The sequence below is a fragment of the Nocardioides sp. Arc9.136 genome, assembly GCF_030506255.1.
Taxonomy (GTDB): Bacteria; Actinomycetota; Actinomycetes; order Propionibacteriales; family Nocardioidaceae; genus Nocardioides.
Genome location: NZ_CP113431.1, coordinates 1,556,266 through 1,573,778, shown reverse-complemented (window position 1 = coordinate 1,573,778; position 17,513 = coordinate 1,556,266). Strand labels below are relative to the sequence as shown.

Annotated in this window: 19 protein-coding genes; 6 read left to right on the top strand and 13 right to left on the bottom strand. The window is 73.1% G+C overall.

Annotation, left to right across the window (positions count from 1 at the left end):
• The first annotated feature begins 38 nt into the window (after positions 1 to 38).
• The 3 genes from OSR43_RS07620 to OSR43_RS07610 are packed head-to-tail and all read left to right on the top strand — an operon-like array spanning position 39 to position 1,626.
• Positions 39 to 587, top strand: a complete 549-nt coding sequence (locus OSR43_RS07620; protein WP_302270648.1) for a GNAT family N-acetyltransferase — start codon at positions 39 to 41, stop codon at positions 585 to 587.
• 2 nt (positions 588 to 589) lie between these two features.
• Positions 590 to 1,327: an AzlC family ABC transporter permease gene (locus OSR43_RS07615; protein ID WP_302270647.1), complete on the top strand. Its 738-nt coding sequence runs from the start codon at positions 590 to 592 to the stop codon at positions 1,325 to 1,327.
• On the top strand, positions 1,324 to 1,626 hold the full coding sequence (locus OSR43_RS07610; protein WP_302270645.1) for an AzlD domain-containing protein: 303 nt from the start codon (positions 1,324 to 1,326) through the stop codon (positions 1,624 to 1,626). The genes OSR43_RS07615 and OSR43_RS07610 overlap by 4 nt, the downstream gene beginning before the upstream one ends.
• Before the next feature lie 10 nt (positions 1,627 to 1,636).
• Here the strand turns inward: OSR43_RS07610 and dapB are convergent, their stop codons facing one another.
• Entirely contained in the window at positions 1,637 to 2,392 is a 756-nt protein-coding gene (gene dapB / locus OSR43_RS07605) for a 4-hydroxy-tetrahydrodipicolinate reductase (RefSeq protein ID WP_302270643.1), read from the bottom strand.
• A gap of 65 nt (positions 2,393 to 2,457) precedes the next feature.
• Here dapB and OSR43_RS07600 point away from each other — a divergent pair, with 65 nt between their 5' ends.
• From OSR43_RS07600 to OSR43_RS07590, 3 genes are all read left to right on the top strand, one after another.
• Positions 2,458 to 2,979 (top strand): trans-aconitate 2-methyltransferase, encoded by a 522-nt coding sequence (locus OSR43_RS07600; protein WP_302270641.1) that lies wholly within the window; start codon positions 2,458 to 2,460, stop codon positions 2,977 to 2,979.
• Between the two features lie 101 nt (positions 2,980 to 3,080).
• Positions 3,081 to 3,701, top strand: a complete 621-nt coding sequence (locus OSR43_RS07595; protein ID WP_302270640.1) for a sigma factor-like helix-turn-helix DNA-binding protein — start codon at positions 3,081 to 3,083, stop codon at positions 3,699 to 3,701.
• Positions 3,698 to 4,234 (top strand): hypothetical protein, encoded by a 537-nt coding sequence (locus tag OSR43_RS07590; RefSeq protein ID WP_302270639.1) that lies wholly within the window; start codon positions 3,698 to 3,700, stop codon positions 4,232 to 4,234. The genes OSR43_RS07595 and OSR43_RS07590 overlap by 4 nt, the downstream gene beginning before the upstream one ends.
• Here the strand turns inward: OSR43_RS07590 and OSR43_RS07585 are convergent.
• The 12 genes from OSR43_RS07585 to rimP form a co-directional block, all read right to left on the bottom strand.
• Positions 4,231 to 5,532, bottom strand: coding sequence for a pitrilysin family protein (locus OSR43_RS07585; protein WP_302270638.1), 1,302 nt, complete (start codon positions 5,530 to 5,532; stop codon positions 4,231 to 4,233). The two genes, OSR43_RS07590 and OSR43_RS07585, sit on opposite strands and share 4 nt — an antisense overlap.
• Before the next feature lie 74 nt (positions 5,533 to 5,606).
• Positions 5,607 to 7,844 carry a polyribonucleotide nucleotidyltransferase gene (locus OSR43_RS07580; protein WP_302270637.1) on the bottom strand — a complete coding sequence of 746 codons (2,238 nt, stop codon included), beginning with the start codon at positions 7,842 to 7,844 and terminating at the stop codon, positions 5,607 to 5,609.
• A 267-nt stretch (positions 7,845 to 8,111) separates the two neighbouring features.
• Positions 8,112 to 8,387: a 30S ribosomal protein S15 gene (gene rpsO / locus OSR43_RS07575; protein WP_166189906.1), complete on the bottom strand. Its 276-nt coding sequence runs from the start codon at positions 8,385 to 8,387 to the stop codon at positions 8,112 to 8,114.
• Positions 8,388 to 8,613: 226 nt separating this feature from the next.
• Positions 8,614 to 8,859 carry a DUF6458 family protein gene (locus OSR43_RS07570; RefSeq protein WP_302270636.1) on the bottom strand — a complete coding sequence of 82 codons (246 nt, stop codon included), beginning with the start codon at positions 8,857 to 8,859 and terminating at the stop codon, positions 8,614 to 8,616.
• A gap of 86 nt (positions 8,860 to 8,945) precedes the next feature.
• Positions 8,946 to 9,971, bottom strand: a complete 1,026-nt coding sequence (locus tag OSR43_RS07565) for a hypothetical protein (protein WP_302270635.1) — start codon at positions 9,969 to 9,971, stop codon at positions 8,946 to 8,948.
• Positions 9,968 to 10,906 (bottom strand): bifunctional riboflavin kinase/FAD synthetase, encoded by a 939-nt coding sequence (locus tag OSR43_RS07560; RefSeq protein ID WP_302270634.1) that lies wholly within the window; start codon positions 10,904 to 10,906, stop codon positions 9,968 to 9,970. Before OSR43_RS07560 ends, OSR43_RS07565 begins: the two co-directional genes overlap by 4 nt.
• 25 nt (positions 10,907 to 10,931) lie before the next feature.
• Entirely contained in the window at positions 10,932 to 11,861 is a 930-nt protein-coding gene (gene truB / locus OSR43_RS07555) for a tRNA pseudouridine(55) synthase TruB (RefSeq protein WP_302270633.1), read from the bottom strand.
• Positions 11,858 to 12,418 carry a 30S ribosome-binding factor RbfA gene (gene rbfA / locus OSR43_RS07550; RefSeq protein WP_367891518.1) on the bottom strand — a complete coding sequence of 187 codons (561 nt, stop codon included), beginning with the start codon at positions 12,416 to 12,418 and terminating at the stop codon, positions 11,858 to 11,860. The genes truB and rbfA overlap by 4 nt, the downstream gene beginning before the upstream one ends.
• 137 nt (positions 12,419 to 12,555) lie before the next feature.
• Positions 12,556 to 15,489: a translation initiation factor IF-2 gene (gene infB, locus OSR43_RS07545; RefSeq protein WP_302270632.1), complete on the bottom strand. Its 2,934-nt coding sequence runs from the start codon at positions 15,487 to 15,489 to the stop codon at positions 12,556 to 12,558.
• An 87-nt stretch (positions 15,490 to 15,576) separates the two neighbouring features.
• Positions 15,577 to 15,939: a YlxR family protein gene (locus OSR43_RS07540; protein WP_302270631.1), complete on the bottom strand. Its 363-nt coding sequence runs from the start codon at positions 15,937 to 15,939 to the stop codon at positions 15,577 to 15,579.
• 60 nt (positions 15,940 to 15,999) lie between these two features.
• Complete coding sequence (nusA, locus tag OSR43_RS07535; protein ID WP_302270629.1) at positions 16,000 to 16,977, bottom strand: transcription termination factor NusA; 978 nt, start codon at positions 16,975 to 16,977, stop codon at positions 16,000 to 16,002.
• A complete protein-coding gene (gene rimP, locus OSR43_RS07530; RefSeq protein WP_302270628.1) occupies positions 16,977 to 17,501 on the bottom strand; it encodes a ribosome maturation factor RimP in 525 nt (174 codons plus the stop codon). The genes nusA and rimP overlap by 1 nt, the downstream gene beginning before the upstream one ends.
• Positions 17,502 to 17,513: the final 12 nt, after the last annotated feature.

Sequence of the window (17,513 nt, the reverse complement as noted above, 5' to 3'; positions counted from 1 at the left end):
ACGGTGTCACAAGATGTGCGCCTGCGAGGATGCCCGGCATGACCACCGCCGACGTGAGCGTGCGCATCGCCTGGGCCGACGACGCGCCCGCGATCGCCGAGCTGCAGCTGCGCACCTGGCCCGAGACGTACGCCGGCGTCCTGCCGGCCGCGTCGTTCCCCACCGGGCCGGAGGCGGTCGAGCACGCCGCGGCCGCCTGGTACGCCTCGTTGACCCGCCCGCCGGACGCCCGCCACCGGGCGCTGGTCGCGCTGGAGCACAACCGCGTCGTGGGCTTCGCGGTGACCGGACCGGCCGGGGACCCCGACTGCGACCCGGTCGCCGACGCCGAGCTCACCGAGCTCACCGTCGCCCCCGCCGAGCGGGGCCGGGGCCACGGGTCGCGGCTGCTCCAGGCGGCGGTCGACACCATGCGCGCCGACCGGTTCGGACGTGCCGTGCTGTGGGCGGTCGCCTCCGACGACGCGCTGCGCGGCTTCCTCGCCTCCGCCGGGTGGGCGGCCGACGGCGCGCACCGCGAGCTGGACCTCGACGGCGAGGGCACCACGACGGTCAAGCAGGTCCGCCTCCACACGGGCCTCACCTGACCGTGGCTCCGCCACCCGAGCCACCCGAGCCGCCCGGGCTGCCCGAGCCCCTCGAGCAGCTGGACCCCTCCGAGCACCGCCGCATCGTCCGTGACGGCCTGGGCGTGGGCATCGCGACCGGCGTGTACGGCACGTCGTTCGGCGCCGTGTCGGTGGCCGCGGGCCTCGACGTGTGGCAGACGTGCGTGCTGTCGCTGCTGATGTTCACCGGCGCCTCGCAGTTCGCGCTCGTCGGCGTCGTGGCCTCCGGCGGCGCCCCGCTCTCCGGCGCGCTCACCGCGCTCCTCCTAGGGACCCGCAACACCCTCTACGGCCTGCGCCTGGCCCCGCAGCTGGGCTGGTCCGGCCGGCGCCGGGCGGCCGCGGCGCACCTGGTGATCGACGAGTCGACCGCGATGTCGGTGACCCGCGCGACCCGTCCGGCCGCGCGCCTCGGCTTCCTCGTGACGGGCGGGTCGGTCTTCGTGCTCTGGAACCTGGCCACGCTGGTCGGCGCGCTCGCCGGCACCGTGGTCGGCGACCCGCGCGACTACGGGCTCGACGCCGCCGTGGGAGCGGCGTTCCTCGCCCTGCTGTGGCCGCGGCTCGACACCACCCGCAACCGGGTCGTCGCCGTCGCGGCGGCGGCCGTGGCCGTCGGTGCGATCCCGCTGACCGCGGCAGGCGTCCCCGTCCTCGTCGCCGGTGGGGTCGCCCTCCTGGTCGGTGCCCTGGGCCCGCGGACGGGAGGGGCGCGGTGAGCCTGTGGGGAGCCGTGCTGGTGGCCGGGGTCGGTTGCTACCTGCTCAAGCTGGTCGGGCTGTCGATCCCCGCCCGCGTCCTGGAGCGGCCGGCCGTCTCGCGGGTCGCCGACCTGATCCCGGTCGCGCTGCTCACGGCACTCGTCGCGGTGCAGGTCGTCGGGGACGGTCGGTCGCTCGTCGCCGACGCCCGGCTGGCGGGCCTGGGCGCGGCCGTCGTGCTGCTGGTCCTGCGCGCGCCGTTCCTGCTCGTCGTCTTCGGCTCCGCACTCGTCGCCGCCCTCGTCCGCCTGCTCTGAGGCGGGTCCTTCAGTCCAGGTCGAGGTAGTGCTCGAGACCGACGGTGAGGCCCGGGTGGTCGGCCACGGCGCGGACGCCGGCGAGCACGCCGGGGCTGAAGGAGGAGCGGTCGAGCGAGTCGTGCCGGATGGTGAGGGTCTCCCCCACCCCGCCGAGGACGACCTCCTGGTGGGCGACCAGACCGCGGATCCGCAGGCCGTGCACGCGGATGCCGTCGACGTCGGCGCCGCGGGCGCCCTCGAGCGCGGTGCTGGTCGCGTCGGGCACCGGGCCGAGGCCGGCGTCGCGGCGGGCGGCGGCCACGAGCTGCGCCGTACGACGCGCCGTGCCGGAGGGCGCGTCGGCCTTGTCCGGGTGGTGCAGCTCGACGATCTCGACCGACTCGTAGAACGGCGCGGCCGCGGCCGCGAACCGCATCATCAGGATCGCGCCGATCGAGAAGTTGGGGGCCACGAGCACACCGACGCCCGGGGACCCCGCCAGCCAGCCGCGCAGCGTCTCGAGGCGCTGCTCGTCGAAGCCGGTGGTGCCCACGACGGCGTGGATGCCGTGCTGCACGCAGAAGCGCAGGTTGTCCATCACCACGTCGGGGTGGGTGAAGTCGACGACGACCTCCGCGCCGGAGTCGAGGAGCACGGCGACGTCGTCGCCCGCATCGACCTGCGCCACCAGCTCGGTCCCGTCGGCCGCCTCGACCGCCCGGCACACCTCGGCGCCGACCTTGCCGCGTGCGCCGAGCACGCCCACCTTGATGTTCTTGCTCACGCGTCCACGCTAGTCGGAGCGACCGCCGCACCCACCGCCCGGTCGGTTCTGGCAAAGTTGGCCTCATGGCTGTGCAGGCGATCCCCGCGCGTATCCGCTGGGCGGTGGACTTCATGGACGTCCAGCCCTCCGACCACGTGCTCGAGATCGGGTGCGGACCGGGCGCCGGGGTCGAGGCGATCTGCGCCAAGCTGGAGTCCGGCAGCGGCAAGATGTTCGCCATCGACCGCTCCGAGTCCGGTGTCGACCGCACCAAGCGCCGCAACCAGAAGCACGTCGACGCCGGCCGGCTCACCGTCCGCCAGATCGACCTGGCCACGCTGCGGGTGCCGGTCAAGCGGCTGAACAAGGTCTTCGCGTTCAACGTCAACCTGTTCTGGGTGCGCGACTGCGCCGACGAGATCGCGCTGCTGCACGAGCGGCTCCTGCCCGGCGGGGCGGTCTTCCTGTTCTTCGAGGTGAAGTTCCCCGACCAGGTCCAGGAGATGATCGCCAAGGCGTCGGCGTCGCTGGCGCAGGGCGGCTTCCGCGTCTCGGTCGTCGAGCAGAAGCAGCCGGCCGTCATCGGGATCATCGGCCGCCGCTGATCCCCCGATGAAGGCTGCACCCTGATGGACGGTCGACATTAGGCAATTCCCTAATGTAAGGTCGGCACCAGGTCGCACCCGGGACCGGAGGAGGCGAGGCGATGTCGCGCACGACCTCCGTCGCCGTGCTCACCGTCGACCAGCGCGGCAGCCGCAGCGGGCCCGACCGGGTCCCCGCCCTCCTGGACACCCTCGCCGGCCACCGCCTGCTGCGCCCGTTCGAGCGCACCGCCGGGGACGAGCTGCAGGGCGTGGTCAACGACGCCGCCACGCTCGCCTCGGTCGCCGGCGCCCTGCTGCGCGCGGAGGCGTGGTACGTCGGCATCGGGATCGGTCCCGTCGAGGAGCCCCTGCCGGCCAGCGCGCGCGCCGGCCGCGGCGCGGCGTACCTCCACGCGCGGGACGCCGTCACCGCGGCGAAGAACAGCCCCTGGAACCTCCGGGTGGTCGGCGAGCACCCCGACGCGCGCTCCCTGGAGACCACGCTGTGGCTGTGGGCGGCGGTCCTGGCCCGCCGCACCGCCCGGGGGTGGGAGGTGGCTGACCTGGTCGCCGAGGGGCTCACCTACGAGGAGGTCGGCCGGCGGCTGGGCATCAGCCAGTCCGCGGTCAGCCAGCGGGCGCAGGCGGCCGGCATCGTCGAGGCCCGCCGGGCACAGGAGCTCGCCACGACCCTGGCCGCCGGGATGCTGGACGCCCGGTCCGGGGGTGGCGACCGGTGAGCCAGGAGAACCTCGGCCAGCTGGTGGTCGTGCTGGTCGCCTTCGGCGCGCTGGCCTCGCTCCCGGCCTGGACCCGCGCCGGGGAACGGGTGTTCGTGCCGGCGACGGCCGGCCTGCTCGGCGCCGCGGCGCTGGTCGCCGCCGTGCCACCGCACGTGGCGGTCGAGGGGCGGTCGCTGACCGCGCTGCTGGTCCTGCTCGGCGGGGTCCTGGCCGTCGCCGGCGGCGGACCGGTGACCGCCCGGGTCTTCGCGCTCGTCGACCGCGAGGACTCCGGCTCCTCGCTCGACCGCGCCGGGAGGGTCCTGCGGGGCGGCGCCTGGATCGGGGTGCTGGAGCGGGCGGCGATCTACGCCACGCTCGTCGCGTCGTGGCCGGAGGGCCTGGCGGTCGTCCTGGCCCTCAAGGGCCTGGGCCGCTACCCCGAGCTCAAGGCCGAGGGCGAAGGCACCGCTGAGCGGTTCATCATCGGCACCTTCGCCTCGGTCCTCTGGGCGGCGGCCTGCGCCGCCGTCGTCGTGCTGGTGCGCTAGGCGGGACCCACCACGGCCAGCACCTCGGGCCGGGCGAACACCTCGGCGGCGACCGCGCGGACCTCCTCGAGGGTCACGCCGTCGATCCGGGCGATGACCTCGTCGATCGAGAGCAGCTCGTCGTAGACCAGCTCGGCCTTGCCCAGGCGCGACATCCGCGAGGCGGAGTCCTCCAGGCCCAGGACCAGCCCGCCGCGGAGCTGGCCCTTGCCGCGGGCGAGCTCCTCAGCGTCGATGCCCTCGGCGGCGACCCGGGCGAGCTCGGCGCGCACGGTGGCCAGCACCTCGTCGTACTTCGCGGGCAGGCAGCCGACCGCCACGCCGACCAGGCCGGAGTCGGCGTGGGTGCTGGCGAAGGAGTAGACCGAGTAGGCCAGCCCCCGCCGCTCGCGGACCTCCTGGAACAGCCGGCTGGACGTGCCGCCGCCCAGGGCGGTGTTGAGGACGCCCATGGCGAAGCGGCGCTCGTCGTTGCGGGCCAGGCCCTCCATGCCGAGCACGACGTTGACCTGCTCGAAGGGGCGGGTCGTCGCGACCGTGCCGGGTGCGACCGGCAGCCAGGGTCCGCCCGCCCGGGGCGCAGCCGGCTCGTCGGTGCCGTCGAGGAAGCCGTTGCGCCCGAAGGCCTCGACCACCTGCCCGACCAGCGCGTCGTGGTCGACCGCACCGGCGACCGAGACCACCATGCGCGGCGCCCGGTAGTGCTCGGCGTAGAAGGCCCGCACCTGGTCGGCGTCCAGCGCGGTGATCGAGTCGACCGTGCCGGCGATGTCCCGGCCGAGGGGCGAGTCGCTCCCCCACGCCTGCTCGGCGAAGAGGTTGTGCACCACGTCGTCGGGGTCGTCGTCGTGCATGGCGATCTCGTCGAGGATGACGTCCCGCTCGGCCTCGACGTCGTCGTCGGCCAGCACGGAGGCGGTCATCATGTCGCCGAGCACGTCGACGGCCAGCGGCAGGTCCTCGTCGAGGACCCGGGCGTGGAAGCAGGTGTACTCCTTGGCGGTGAAGGCGTTGACCTCCCCGCCCACCGCGTCCAGCGCGATCGAGATGTCGAACGCCGAGCGCTCCGCGGTGCCCTTGAACAGCAGGTGCTCGAGGAAGTGGGAGCAGCCGTGCAGCGTCGCCGACTCGTCGCGCGAGCCGACGCCGACCCACACGCCGATCGAGGCGGAGCGGACCCCGGCCATCTCCTCGGAGATGACCCGCAGGCCGCCGGGCAGGACCGTCCGGCGGATGGTGGAGGTGACCTGGCCCGAGGAGTCCCGCACCGTCTGCAGGGTCTCGGTCCGGGCGGTCATGTCGTCAGAACGGGACGACCGGCCAGCAGCGGGCTGCTGGCCGGTCGTCGTGGTCCGTGGAGCCACGATGGAGCTCAGGCCTCCTCGGTGACCTCGGCCGCGGCGTCGTCGGCACCCTCGGTGCCCTCGGCCTCCTCGACCACGGGGACCAGCGAGAGCTTGCCCCGGTCGTCGATCTCGCCGATCTCGACCTGGATCTTCTGGCCGACCGAGAGGACGTCCTCGACGGCCTCGACGCGCTTGCCGCCGGCGAGCGGGCGCAGCTTGCTGATGTGCAGCAGGCCGTCCTTGCCGGGGAGCAGCGAGACGAAGGCACCGAAGTTCGTCGTCTTCACGACCGTGCCGAGGTAGCGCTCGCCGACCTCGGGCATGGTCGGGTTCGCGATCGCGTTGACCGCGGACCGGGCGGCGTCAGCGGCCTCGCCGTTGGTGGCACCGATGTAGATCGTGCCGTCGTCCTCGATCGAGATCGACGCACCGGTGTCGTCCTGGATCTGGTTGATCACCTTGCCCTTCGGGCCGATGACCTCGCCGATCTTGTCGACAGGGATCTTGATGGTGATGATCCGCGGCGCGGTGGAGGACATCTCCTCGGGCGCGTCGATGGCCTCGGCCATGACGTCGAGGATGGTGTGGCGGGCGTCGCGGGCCTGCTTCAGGGCCGCGCCGAGCACGTCGGCGGGGATGCCGTCGAGCTTGGTGTCGAGCTGGAGCGCGGTCACGAAGTCCCGGGTGCCGGCGACCTTGAAGTCCATGTCGCCGAAGGCGTCCTCGGCACCGAGGATGTCGGTCAGCGCGACGTACTCGGTCTTGCCGTCGATCTCACCGGAGACCAGGCCCATCGCGATGCCGGCGACGGGGGCCTTCAGCGGCACACCGGCCTGCAGCAGCGACAGCGTCGAGGCGCAGACCGAGCCCATCGAGGTCGAGCCGTTGGAGCCCATGGCCTCGGAGAGCTGGCGGATGGCGTAGGGGAACTCCTCGCGGTCCGGCAGCACCGGCAGCAGCGCGCGGCGCGCGAGCGCGCCGTGGCCGACCTCGCGGCGCTTCGGCGAGCCGACGCGGCCGGTCTCGCCGGTGGAGAACGGCGGGAAGACGTACTTATGCATGTAGCGGCGCGACTTCTCCGGGGAGAGGGTGTCGAGCTGCTGCTCCATCTTGAGCATGTCGAGGGTGGTGACGCCCAGGATCTGGGTCTCGCCGCGCTCGAACAGCGCCGAGCCGTGGACGCGCGGGATCACGCCGACCTCGGCGTGCAGCGGACGGATGTCGGCCAGGCCGCGACCGTCGATGCGGATCTTGTCGCGCAGGATGCTCTCGCGGACGAGCTGCTTGTTCAGTGCACGGAACGCCGCGCCGAGCTCCTTCTCGCGACCCACGAACTGGGCGCCCAGCTTCTCCAGCACCGAGTCCTTGAGCTCGTCGGTGCGGTCGTTGCGCTCGGTCTTGTCGGCGATCTTCATCGCGGTGGCGAGGTCGGCCTTGACGGCGGACTCGACGGCGGCGAAGACGTCGTCCTCGAAGTCGAGGAAGACCGGGAAGTCCTGGACCGGCTTCGCGGCGGCGGCGGCCAGCTCGGCCTGCGCCTCGCACAGCTGCTTGATGAACGGCTTGGCCGCGTCGAGACCGCCGGCGACGACCTCCTCGGTCGGGGCCTGGACGCCGCTCTGGACCTTGGCGAAGGTCTGCTCGGTGGCCTCGGCCTCGACCATCATGATCGCGACGTCACCGGTGTCGGTGACACGACCCGCGACCACCATGTCGAAGACGGCGTCCTCGAGCTGGCTGTGGGTCGGGAACGCGACCCACTGGCCCTCGATGAGGGCGACGCGGACGCCGCCGACCGGGCCGGAGAACGGCAGGCCGGAGAGCTGGGTGGAGATCGAGGCGGCGTTGATCGCGAGCACGTCGTACGGCGTGTCGGGGTTCAGCGCGAGGACGGTGATGACGACCTGGACCTCGTTGCGCAGGCCCTTCTTGAAGGTCGGGCGCAGCGGGCGGTCGATCAGGCGGCAGGTGAGGATCGCGTCCTCGCCCGGGCGCCCCTCGGAGCGGAAGAACGAGCCGGGGATCTTGCCCGCGGCGTACATCCGCTCCTCGACGTCGATCGTCAGGGGGAAGAAGTCGAAGTGGTCCTTGGGCTGCTTGCCGGCGGTGGTCGCCGAGAGCAGCATCGTGTCGTCGTCGAGGTAGGCCGTGACGGAGCCGGCGGCCTGACGGGCCAGCAGGCCGGTCTCGAACTTGACGGTGCGGGTGCCGAACTTGCCGTTGTCCAGCACGGTCTCGACGGCGGAGATGACGGGGTCGGTCAAAGGGTGTCCCTTGTCTGTCGCGGAGCGATCCCGCGGCGTCCCGCGTGGTGTGGCAGGCCGGTCTTCGATCGAGGCCCGCAGGCGCGCCCGCGAGGGGCGTCCGTCCTGAGGGCCACTACCGAGGACCGGGCCGAAACGGCGGGTCGCTCCTGGTGTGGTTGTTCAGTTGGTGAATCTAGCGCAGCGCGGCCGATCGGCCGGGGTTGCGTGGGCCGTGCGGCCCCGAAATGCGTGAAGGGCCCACCGGGGTGGGCCCTCCACGTCGTGTCAGCGGCGCAGGCCGAGGCGCTCGACGATCGACCGGTAGCGGTCGATCTCGGTCTTCTGCAGGTAGTTCAGCAGGCGACGGCGCTGGCCGACCAGCAGGAGCAGGCCACGACGGCTGTGGTGGTCGTGCTTGTGCTGCTTGAGGTGCTCGGTCAGGTGGGAGATGCGGTGGCTGAGCAGCGCGATCTGCACCTCGGGCGAGCCGGTGTCGCCCTCGGTCGTGGCGTACTCGGCGATGATGCGCTTCTTGGTCTCCGCGTCGGTACCGATCGACATGCGGGCTCCTTCCGGCCTGTGCGGCCTTGTCGTTGCGCGGCGCGCCGGGGCCTGTTCACCCGGGCACTCTGGTTCCGCGGCCGTCAGACGGCGGTCGCCCTCCTTCGGGCAACCGGAGAAGACTAGCGCGGCGCCGGAGGGCCGCCCAAAACGACGACCACCCGGCCGGCGGGGGCCGACCGGGTGGTGCGTGGTCCTGCAGGCGCTCCACCGGAGCGCACCGTGGTCAGACGGCGGGCGGCTCCTGGCGCTGCACGGTCTGCGAGCCGTCGGCGTGCGTGGTGGTCGACACCGCGCCGCCGCGGGCGCGCCGGCTGTTCAGCGTGACCGCCGTCAGCACGAGCACGAGGATGCCACCGATCGCCATGATCCAGCCGACCATCGTGAGGTCCACACCGCTGATCGCGTCCTCCACGGCGAGCGCGAGGATGAGACCGACGACGAGGAGGAAGACTCCGAGTCCGTAGCCCATGACTGTCCTTTCTCAGGTGACGTCGCAGGGGTGACGTCAGACGCCGGTCCCGGTGCCCACCCCGGTGGACGGGAAACGGCGCCGGATCAGACCACCCGACCGGCGGAGACCCGGTCGCGCAGTGCCAGGTAGACCGCGCGGACGCCGACCGCGCGCTCCATCTCCCGCAGCACGCTGCCGAAGAACTGCTCGCGGTAGGTCTCGTCGGTCACCGTCGAGACGGTCAGGTAGAGGTTGGAGAACGCCGCGAGGAACAGCGAGACCTGGAACAGCGGGACCGAGACCTGGTCGAGGTAGGGCAGGTTGCGGATCGACCCCTCGGCGGCGCCGGTCCAGGCCTCCTGGACCCCGATGTCCATGACCAGGCCGCCGAAGACCAGGAAGAAGACCAGGACGGTCGCCGCGAGCAGGAGCACCTGCACGGCCTGGATCACCACGAGGACGAGCACGAGGTTCCAGCGCTCGAACCCCACGACCGTCGCGTACGCCGCGGGGTCGGCGCCCGGGTCGTCGACCAGTGCGCGGCACTCCCCCTCCAGGGGCGTCCCGGCGCAGGCGCGCAGCAGGAAGTCGTCGTCGACGTCGTCGTCGGTGCGGTCGACCTCCTCGGGCAGCCGCACCAGCAGGAACGCGACGGCCAGCAGGCCGAACAGCAGGACGACGAGCCACAGGGTGCCGGTCGAGAGGCTCGCCGAGAGCTGCCAGGCCTCGGCGTTGATGAAGAGGAAGGTCACGAAGAGCAGCAGCAGCGGGAGCGCCCGGCTCATCATCGGCAGCAGCGTCCGCAGGCTGCCCAGCCCGCGGCGCAGCGCCCAGACGACGATCGGCCGCGTGCGCAGCGCGGTCAGGGAGTACGCCGCGGCGCCGAGCACGCCGATCGTCAGCAGGAACGCCGGGGCCGCGGTCAGCTCCTCGGAGAGCCACGCGAGCACCACCCCGCCGCCGAGGGCGAGCAGGACCGTCAGCACCGCCGCCGGAAGGAACCTCCGGGGCCGCAGCGCCTCGCGGGCCTGGTGGCGCTCCTCCGGCACGAAGTAGGACAGCCCGTGCTGCAGGAACCAGGCCTCCGTCGCCGGGAGCGGTCCGCCGGCGACGCCGTGCTCGGTGCTCACGGGACGAGCAGCTCGCGGGCCCGGCGGACGTCGTCGTCCATCTGGGCGACCAGGGACTCCACCGAGTCGAAGGCGGTCATCCCGCGGAGGCGGTCGACGAAGGACACCTCGACCTCCACGCCGTACAGCTCGAGGTCGGTGCGGTCGAGCACGTAGCTCTCGACCCGCCGCTCGCGCACGCCGTCGAAGGTCGGGTTGGTGCCGACCGAGATCGCGGCCGGGAACCGCTCGCCGGTGTCGAGCCGCCGCAGCCAGCCGGCGTACACGCCGTCGGCGGGGGCGGCCTGCATGCCGTCGGTGGGGACGTTGGCGGTCGGGTAGCCGAGCTCGCGGCCACGCTGGTCGCCGCGGACCACGACGCCGCGGACGGCGTAGGGGCGGCCCAGCGCCTCGGCGGCGCCGGCGACGTCGCCGGCCGCCAGGCAGGTCCGGACGTACGTCGAGGACCACACCATCGGCCCGCCGTCGAGCGGGATGCCCTCGGCGGTGAAGTCGTGGGTGCGGCCCTGCTCGGCGAGGGTGGCCACGTCACCGGCGGCACGGCTGCCGAACCGGAAGTTGGCACCGACGACCACGGCGGCGGCGTGGAGGGCGTCGACCAGCACGCGCTCGACGAACTCCTCGGGGCTCCAGCCCGCGACCTCCCGGGAGAAGGGCACCGCCAGCACGCCGTCGGCGCCGGCACCGGCCAGCAGGTCGGCGCGCACCTCCATGGTGGTCAGCGTCGTCGGGGCGTGCTCGGGCCGCAGGACCGCCATCGGGTGCGGGTCGAAGGTGACGGCCACGACCGGCAGGTCGCCGAGGTCGGCGGCGATCTGCTGGGCGCGGGCCAGCACCCGGCGGTGGCCGAGGTGGACGCCGTCGAAGTTGCCGATCACGACCACGGTGCGGCCGAGGCCGCCCGGGACCTCGTCGAGCGAGCGCCAGATCTGCACGGAGCGAACCCTATCGAGGCGGTGATCAGACGAAGACGGCAACCGGGCGGGCGAGACCGCCGCGCGGCTCGTAGAGCGCGAGGAACTCCCCCGACGGGGCGAAGACCGCGGTCGTGGCGTCGAGCTCGAGGTCGAGGCTGCGGCCGACCCGCACGTCGGCGGCCGCGCGGTCGTCGAGGTCGCGGGCCGGGAACGCCGCCCGCGCCGCGTCGGCGATCGGCAGCACTCCCCCGTGGCCGGCGGCGACCTCGTCGGCGAGCTCCTCCAGCGTGCGGGCGACGTCGAGCCCGTAGGGGCCGACGGCGGTGCGCCGCAGCGCCGTCAGGTGCCCGCCGACGCCGAGCCGGGCGCCGGCGTCGCGGGCGATCGCGCGGACGTAGGTGCCGCTCGAGCAGCGCAGGCTGATGTCGACGTCGACCACCTCGACCGCGTCGCCGCGCCCAGGCCTGTGCGCACCGCGACGCACCTCGTGCACGACGAGCTCGTGGACGGTCACGGCGCGGGCCTGGAGCTCGACCTGCTCGCCGTCGCGGACCCGCTGGTAGGCGCGCTTGCCGTCCACCTTGATCGCCGACACGGCGGTCGGGACCTGCTGCAGCTCGCCGACGAACTCGGCGAGCACCGCGCGGACGGCGTCCTCGTCCAGGTGGCCGGCCGGCGTCGCCGCGAGCACCTCGCCCTCGGCGTCGTCGGTCGTCGTGGCGACGCCGAGCCGCACCGTGGCGTCGTACCCCTTGTCGGTGAGCATCAGGTGACCCAGCAGGCGGGTCGCCCGGTCGACGCCGAGCACCAGCACGCCGGTGGCCATCGGGTCGAGCGTGCCGGCGTGGCCCACCTTGCGGGTGCCGACGAGCCGACGGACGCGGGAGACGACGTCGTGGGAGGTCATCCCGCCGGGCTTGTCGACCACGACGAGCCCGGGGCGCACGGCAGGGCGGGCGGCCGGAGCCGTCACACCTCGTCCGGGTCGACGGGGTCGATCGGCTGGGCCGGGCGGGCGGGGGCGCCCGCGGCCCCGTCGTCCTCGCCGTCGTCCTCGCCGTCGTCCTCGTCGGCGTCCTCGTCGTCACCCTCGGCGCGGGGCTTCTTGTAGGGGTCGGGCTCGCCGGCGTAGGCCTCCACGCGGCGGGCGGCGACCTCCTCGTCGAGCGCCTTCGCCCGGGCCAGCACCTCGTCGAGGTGGCGGGCGGACTCCGGCAGCGCGTCGGCGACGAAGGTCAGGCTCGGCACGTGCCGCATGCCGAGCTGCTTGCCGACCTCGGAGCGGATCAGGCCCTTGGCCGACTCGAGCGCCGCGGCCGTGCCGGCCATGGCGGTCTCGTCGTCCTGGGCGCCCTCGCCGGTGCCGGCGAGGACCGTGTAGAAGATCGTCGCCTGCTGGGAGTCGCCCGAGACACGGACGTCGGTGAGGGTCACGAAGCCGAGCCGCGGGTCCTTGATCCGCCGCTCGAGCATCTCGGCCACGACGACCTGGATCCGGTCGGCGATCTTGCGTACCCGGGGACTGCTCATGTCTCTCACTCTCTCAGAACGTGCCCGAGCCTTGACGGCCAGGCGGGGTCGGGCGGGCCGGCCCGTGCCGGCCCGCCCCAGACGCACCGGTCGGCGGGCCCCACCCACGAAGGGGGGACCCGCCGACCGGGTGGTGATCAGCTGCGGGGGATCTCCCGCATCTCGAACGCCTCGACGACGTCGCCTTCCTTGATGTCCTGGAAGTTGCGCAGGACCAGACCGCACTCGAAGCCCTCGCGGACCTCGGACGCGTCGTCCTTCTCCCGCTTGAGCGACGCGAGGTCGAGGTTGTCGGCCACCACGGCGCCGTCACGGATGACGCGCACCTTGGCGTTGCGTCGGATGACGCCCGAGGTGACCATGCAGCCCGCGATGTTGCCGATCCGGGAGGAGCGGAAGATCGCACGGATCTCCGCCTGGCCCAGGGTCGACTCCTCGTACTCGGGCTTGAGCATGCCCTTGAGCGCCGCCTCGATCTCCTCGATCGCCTGGTAGATGACCGAGTAGTAGCGGATCTCGACACCCTCCTTGTCCGCCATCTCGGTCGCCTTGCCCTGGGGGCGGACGTTGAAGCCGATGATGATGGCGTCGGAGGCTGCGGCCAGGTCGACGTTGGTCTCGGTGATCGCACCGACACCGCGGTCGATGACCCGCAGCGTGACCTCGTCGCCGACGTCGATCTGCGACAGCGAGTCCTCGAGGGCCTCGACCGAACCGGACACGTCGCCCTTGAGGATCAGGTTGAGCTCCTGGCTCTGGCCCTTCTCCATGGAGGCCATGAAGTCCTCGAGCGTACGACGCACGCGGCGCTTGGCCTGCATGGCCGCCCGCTCGCGGGCCTCGCGCTTCTCGGCGATCTGACGGGCCATCCGGTCGTCCTCGACGACCAGGAAGTTCTGGCCCGCACCCGGCACCGCGGAGAGACCCAGGACCATCGCCGGACGCGCCGGCGTGGCCTCGGTCAGCTCGTTGCCGTGCTCGTCGAGCATCGCCCGGACCCGGCCGTGGGCCGGACCGGCGACGATCGAGTCGCCGACGCGGAGCGTTCCGCGCTGGACCAGGACCGTGGCGACCGGACCGCGACCGCGGTCCAGGTGCGCCTCGACCACGAGGCCCTGGGCGTCCTGCTTCGGGTTGGCCCGCAGGTCCAGCGACGCGTCGGCGGTCAGCACGACGGCCTCGAGGAGGCTGTCGAGGTTGAGCCCCGACTTGGCCGAGACGTCGACGAACATCGCGTCGCCGCCGTACTCCTCGGGGACCAGGCCGTACTCGGTCAGCTGGCCACGGACCTTGGTCGGGTCCGCCTCCGGCTTGTCGATCTTGTTGACCGCCACCACGATCGGCACCCCGGCGGCCTTGGCGTGGTTGAGCGCCTCGACCGTCTGGGGCATGACGCCGTCGTCGGCCGCGACCACGAGGATCGCGATGTCGGTGGCCTGGGCACCACGGGCACGCATGGCGGTGAACGCCTCGTGACCGGGGGTGTCGATGAGGGTGATGCGGCGCTGCTCGCCGTCGACCTCGGCCGCGACCTGGTAGGCACCGATGTGCTGGGTGATGCCACCGGCCTCCTTGTCGACGACGTTGGCGTTGCGCAGCGCGTCGAGGAGCTTGGTCTTTCCGTGGTCGACGTGACCCATGACCGTGACGACCGGGGGTCGCACGACCAGGTCGGCCTCGTCGCCCTCGTCCTCACCGAACTCGAGGTCGAAGGACTCCAGCAGCTCGCGGTCCTCGTCCTCGGGCGAGACGACCTGCACGACGTAGTTGAGCTCCTCGCCGAGCAGCTCGAGCGTGGCGTCGTTGACCGACTCGGTCGCGGTGACCATCTCGCCGAGGCTGAACAGCATCTGCACCAGCGAGGCGGCGTCGACGCCGATCCGCTCGGCGAAGTCGGTCAGGGACGCACCGCGGGGCAGCTTGACGGTCTCGCCGTCGCCCTTGCGGACGCGCACGCCGCCGATCGTCGGGGCCTGCATGGCCTCGAACTCCTGACGACGCGCCCGCTTGGACTTGCGACCGCGACGCGAGGGACCGCCGGGGCGACCGAACGCACCCTGGGTCTGACCGCGCTGGCCGGGACGGTTGCCGCCGCCGGGACGACCGGCGAAGCCACCGGGACGACCCGGGGCACCGGCGCCGGCGCCACCCGGGCCACCGCGACCCGGAGCACCGGGACGACCGGGGGCGCCCGGACGGCCGGGACCGCCACCGGGACGACCCGGACCACCGGCGCGACCGCCGGGGCCGGCGCCGAAGGCGGCCGGGGACTTGGGCATCATCGCCGGGTTCGGACGGGGCATGCCCGGACGACCCGGAGCACCGCCGTCGCGACCGGCCGGCGGACGCGGCGGACGCTGGTCACCAGCGCCGGTGCCCGCACCGGCGCCGCCACCGGCGGGAGCGCCGCCGGCAGCCGGACCGGACGGAGCCGGACGCCGGCCCATGCCCTGGTTGGAGCTGAACGGGTTGTTGCCGGGACGCGGCGCGCCGGGGCGACCGACCGGGCGCGGAGCCGGGCTCGGGGCCTTCGGCGTGGCCGGAGCACCGGCCGACGCTGCGGGTGCGGCCGGCGTGGCGGGAGCGGCAGGAGCGGCCGGTGCCTGCTTGGCAGGCGCCTGCGGACGCTCGGGGGCCTTCTCCGGCTCCGGGGCCGGCTTGGCGGCCGGGCCGGGTCGCGGACCCGGCCGGGGGCCGGAGGGCGCAGCCGGGGCAGCCGGAGCCGACGGGGCAGCCGGAGCCGACACCGCGGGAGCCGGCGCTGCCGGAGCCGTGGGCGCCGGGGCGGACGGGGTGGGCGCCGACTGCGCGGGGGCAGCCGGAGCGGGGGCCGCGGGTGCGGCCGGGGAGGCCTGCGTGGCCGCCTTCTCGGCGGGCGCGTCGGCCTGGGCGGAGCCGCCGGCAGCCTTCAGCTGCTCGCCGAACTCCTTCTTGAAGCGCATCTCGACGGGGGGCTCCACCGTGGAGCTCGCCGACTTGACGAACTCCCCCATCTCCTTGAGCTTCTCGAGAACGAACTTGCTCTCGACGCCGTACTGCTTGGCGAGCTCGTGAACTCGGGTCTTGGCCACGTTTCTCCTTCTGGCCCCAGACCCGCGCTCGGCGTCCTAGGACCGTTGGTGGTTGTGCAAACTCATTGGGAAGTACTCATCGAGTGCTCATGAGCTGCTGCTCCAGTTCCTGGTCGTGTCATCAGGTCGGACGTGCGTGCGAGCGATGTGCTCGGCCACCGGCGTGCTGGGGAGCCCGGGCGTGCCGCTGATCCTCAGGGCCCGGCCGAACGCCTTCCGGCGCACCGCGAGGTCGTAGCACTCCTGGGTGGGGTGCAGGTGTGCACCACGCCCCGGAGCGGTGGCAGTCGGATCGGGGACCACGGCCGGACGGCCGTCGTCGCCCGAGCCGGCGGTCACCCGCAACAACTCGCGCTTGGCGGTCCGCCTCCGGCATCCGATGCAGGTCCGGACCGGCCCCGAGGGGTCGATGTCGTCCGGGCGTGCGGAGGACTGAGGAGAGCGAGCCACTGGCCTCAACCCTACCGGTTCGACGGCTCTTCACCGAACCGGGAGGGTCGAGGGCCGTTCTCAGGCGTCGTCGTCGGGCTCGTCGGAGCGGATGTCGATGCGCCATCCGGTCAGCCGGGCGGCGAGGCGGGCGTTCTGGCCCTCCTTGCCGATGGCGAGGGAGAGCTGGAAGTCCGGCACGACGACGCGGGCCGAGCGGGCGGCGGCGTCCACGACCTCCACGGAGGTGACGCGGGCCGGGGAGAGCGCGTTGGCGACCAGGGTGGCGGGGTCGTCGGACCAGTCGACGATGTCGATCTTCTCGCCGTTGAGCTCGGCCATCACGTTGCGCACGCGCTGGCCCATCGGGCCGATGCACGCGCCCTTGGGGTTGACCCCCGAGGCGGTGCTGTGGACGGCGATCTTGCTGCGGTGGCCCGCCTCGCGGGCGATCGCGGCGATCTCGACGGTGCCGTCGGCGATCTCCGGGACCTCGAGCGCGAAGAGCTTCTTGACCAGGCTCGGGTGCGAGCGCGACAGCGTGATCTGGGGACCGCGCATCCCCTTGCGGACCGAGACGACCAGGCACTTGATGCGGGTGCCGTGGCTGTAGTCCTCGCCCGGCACGCGCTCGCTGACGGGCAGGAGCGCCTCGACCTTCCCCAGGTCGACCATGACGTCGTCGGGGTTGCGACCCTGCTGGATGACGCCGGAGATGATGTCGCCCTCCTTGCCGGAGAACTCACCGAACCGCATCTCGTCCTCGGCGTCGCGCAGCCGCTGCAGCATGATCTGCTTGGCGGTCGTGGCGGCGATCCGGCCGAACCCCTGCGGGGTGTCGTCGTACTCCCCCACCGGGTTGCCCTCGTCGTCGACCTCGGTCGCCATCACGGTCACGTGGCCGGACTTGCGGTCGAGCTCGACACGCGCACGCTCCTGTGCGCCGGGGGTCTTGTGGTACGCCGTGAGCAGGGCCTGCTCGATCGCCTCGACGAGGACGTCGAAGGAGATCTCCTTCTCCCGCTCCAGCATCCGCAGGATGCTCAGGTCGATGTCCATCAGGACTCCTCCTCCTCGAGGCCCTCGGCCTCGTCCGGACCCTCGTCGGGGTCGGCCTTGCGGTTGAACTCGACCTGGACGAGCGCCTTGGCGACCTCGGTGTACGCCACCCGCCGCGCGCGGCCGGTCACGTCGAGCGTGACGCCGTCGTCGTCGGACGCGGTCACCCGGCCGGTGAGGGTCTGGCCGTCGGTCGTGGTGACCTTGACCAGGCGGTCGGCGTTGCGGCGCCAGTGGCGCGGGAGGGTCAGCGGGCGGTCGACGCCCCGGGAGGTGACCTCGAGGGTGTAGGGCTGCTCGCCCATCACGTCGGAGGCCTCCAGCACGCGGTCCACCTCGCGGGTGGCCTCGGCGACGTCGTCGAGGGTGACCCCGCCGTCCTTGTCGACCGCGACGCGGAGCACGCGCCGCTTCCCGGCCGGGGTGATCTCGACCGCCTCGACGTCGAGCCCCAGCTCCTTCAGGGGGTCGCGGAGCTCGTCCTCGATCCGACCCCGGACGGCGTCCTGCTTGCCTGTGGTCACGGGTGCGCGACC

What these genes read in the sequence shown, in the direction of transcription:
- OSR43_RS07620 (WP_302270648.1), top strand. Translation starts at nt 39, where the DNA reads ATGACCACCGCCGACGTGAGCGTGCGCATCGCCTGGGCCGACGACGCG.
- OSR43_RS07600 (WP_302270641.1), top strand. Translation starts at nt 2,458, where the DNA reads ATGGCTGTGCAGGCGATCCCCGCGCGTATCCGCTGGGCGGTGGACTTC.
- OSR43_RS07595 (WP_302270640.1), top strand. Translation starts at nt 3,081, where the DNA reads ATGTCGCGCACGACCTCCGTCGCCGTGCTCACCGTCGACCAGCGCGGC.
- OSR43_RS07585 (WP_302270638.1), bottom strand. Translation starts at nt 5,532, where the DNA reads ATGACCGCCCGGACCGAGACCCTGCAGACGGTGCGGGACTCCTCGGGC.
- rpsO (WP_166189906.1), bottom strand. Translation starts at nt 8,387, where the DNA reads ATGTCGATCGGTACCGACGCGGAGACCAAGAAGCGCATCATCGCCGAG.
- OSR43_RS07570 (WP_302270636.1), bottom strand. Translation starts at nt 8,859, where the DNA reads ATGGGCTACGGACTCGGAGTCTTCCTCCTCGTCGTCGGTCTCATCCTC.
- rbfA (WP_367891518.1), bottom strand. Translation starts at nt 12,418, where the DNA reads ATGAGCAGTCCCCGGGTACGCAAGATCGCCGACCGGATCCAGGTCGTC.
- nusA (WP_302270629.1), bottom strand. Translation starts at nt 16,977, where the DNA reads ATGGACATCGACCTGAGCATCCTGCGGATGCTGGAGCGGGAGAAGGAG.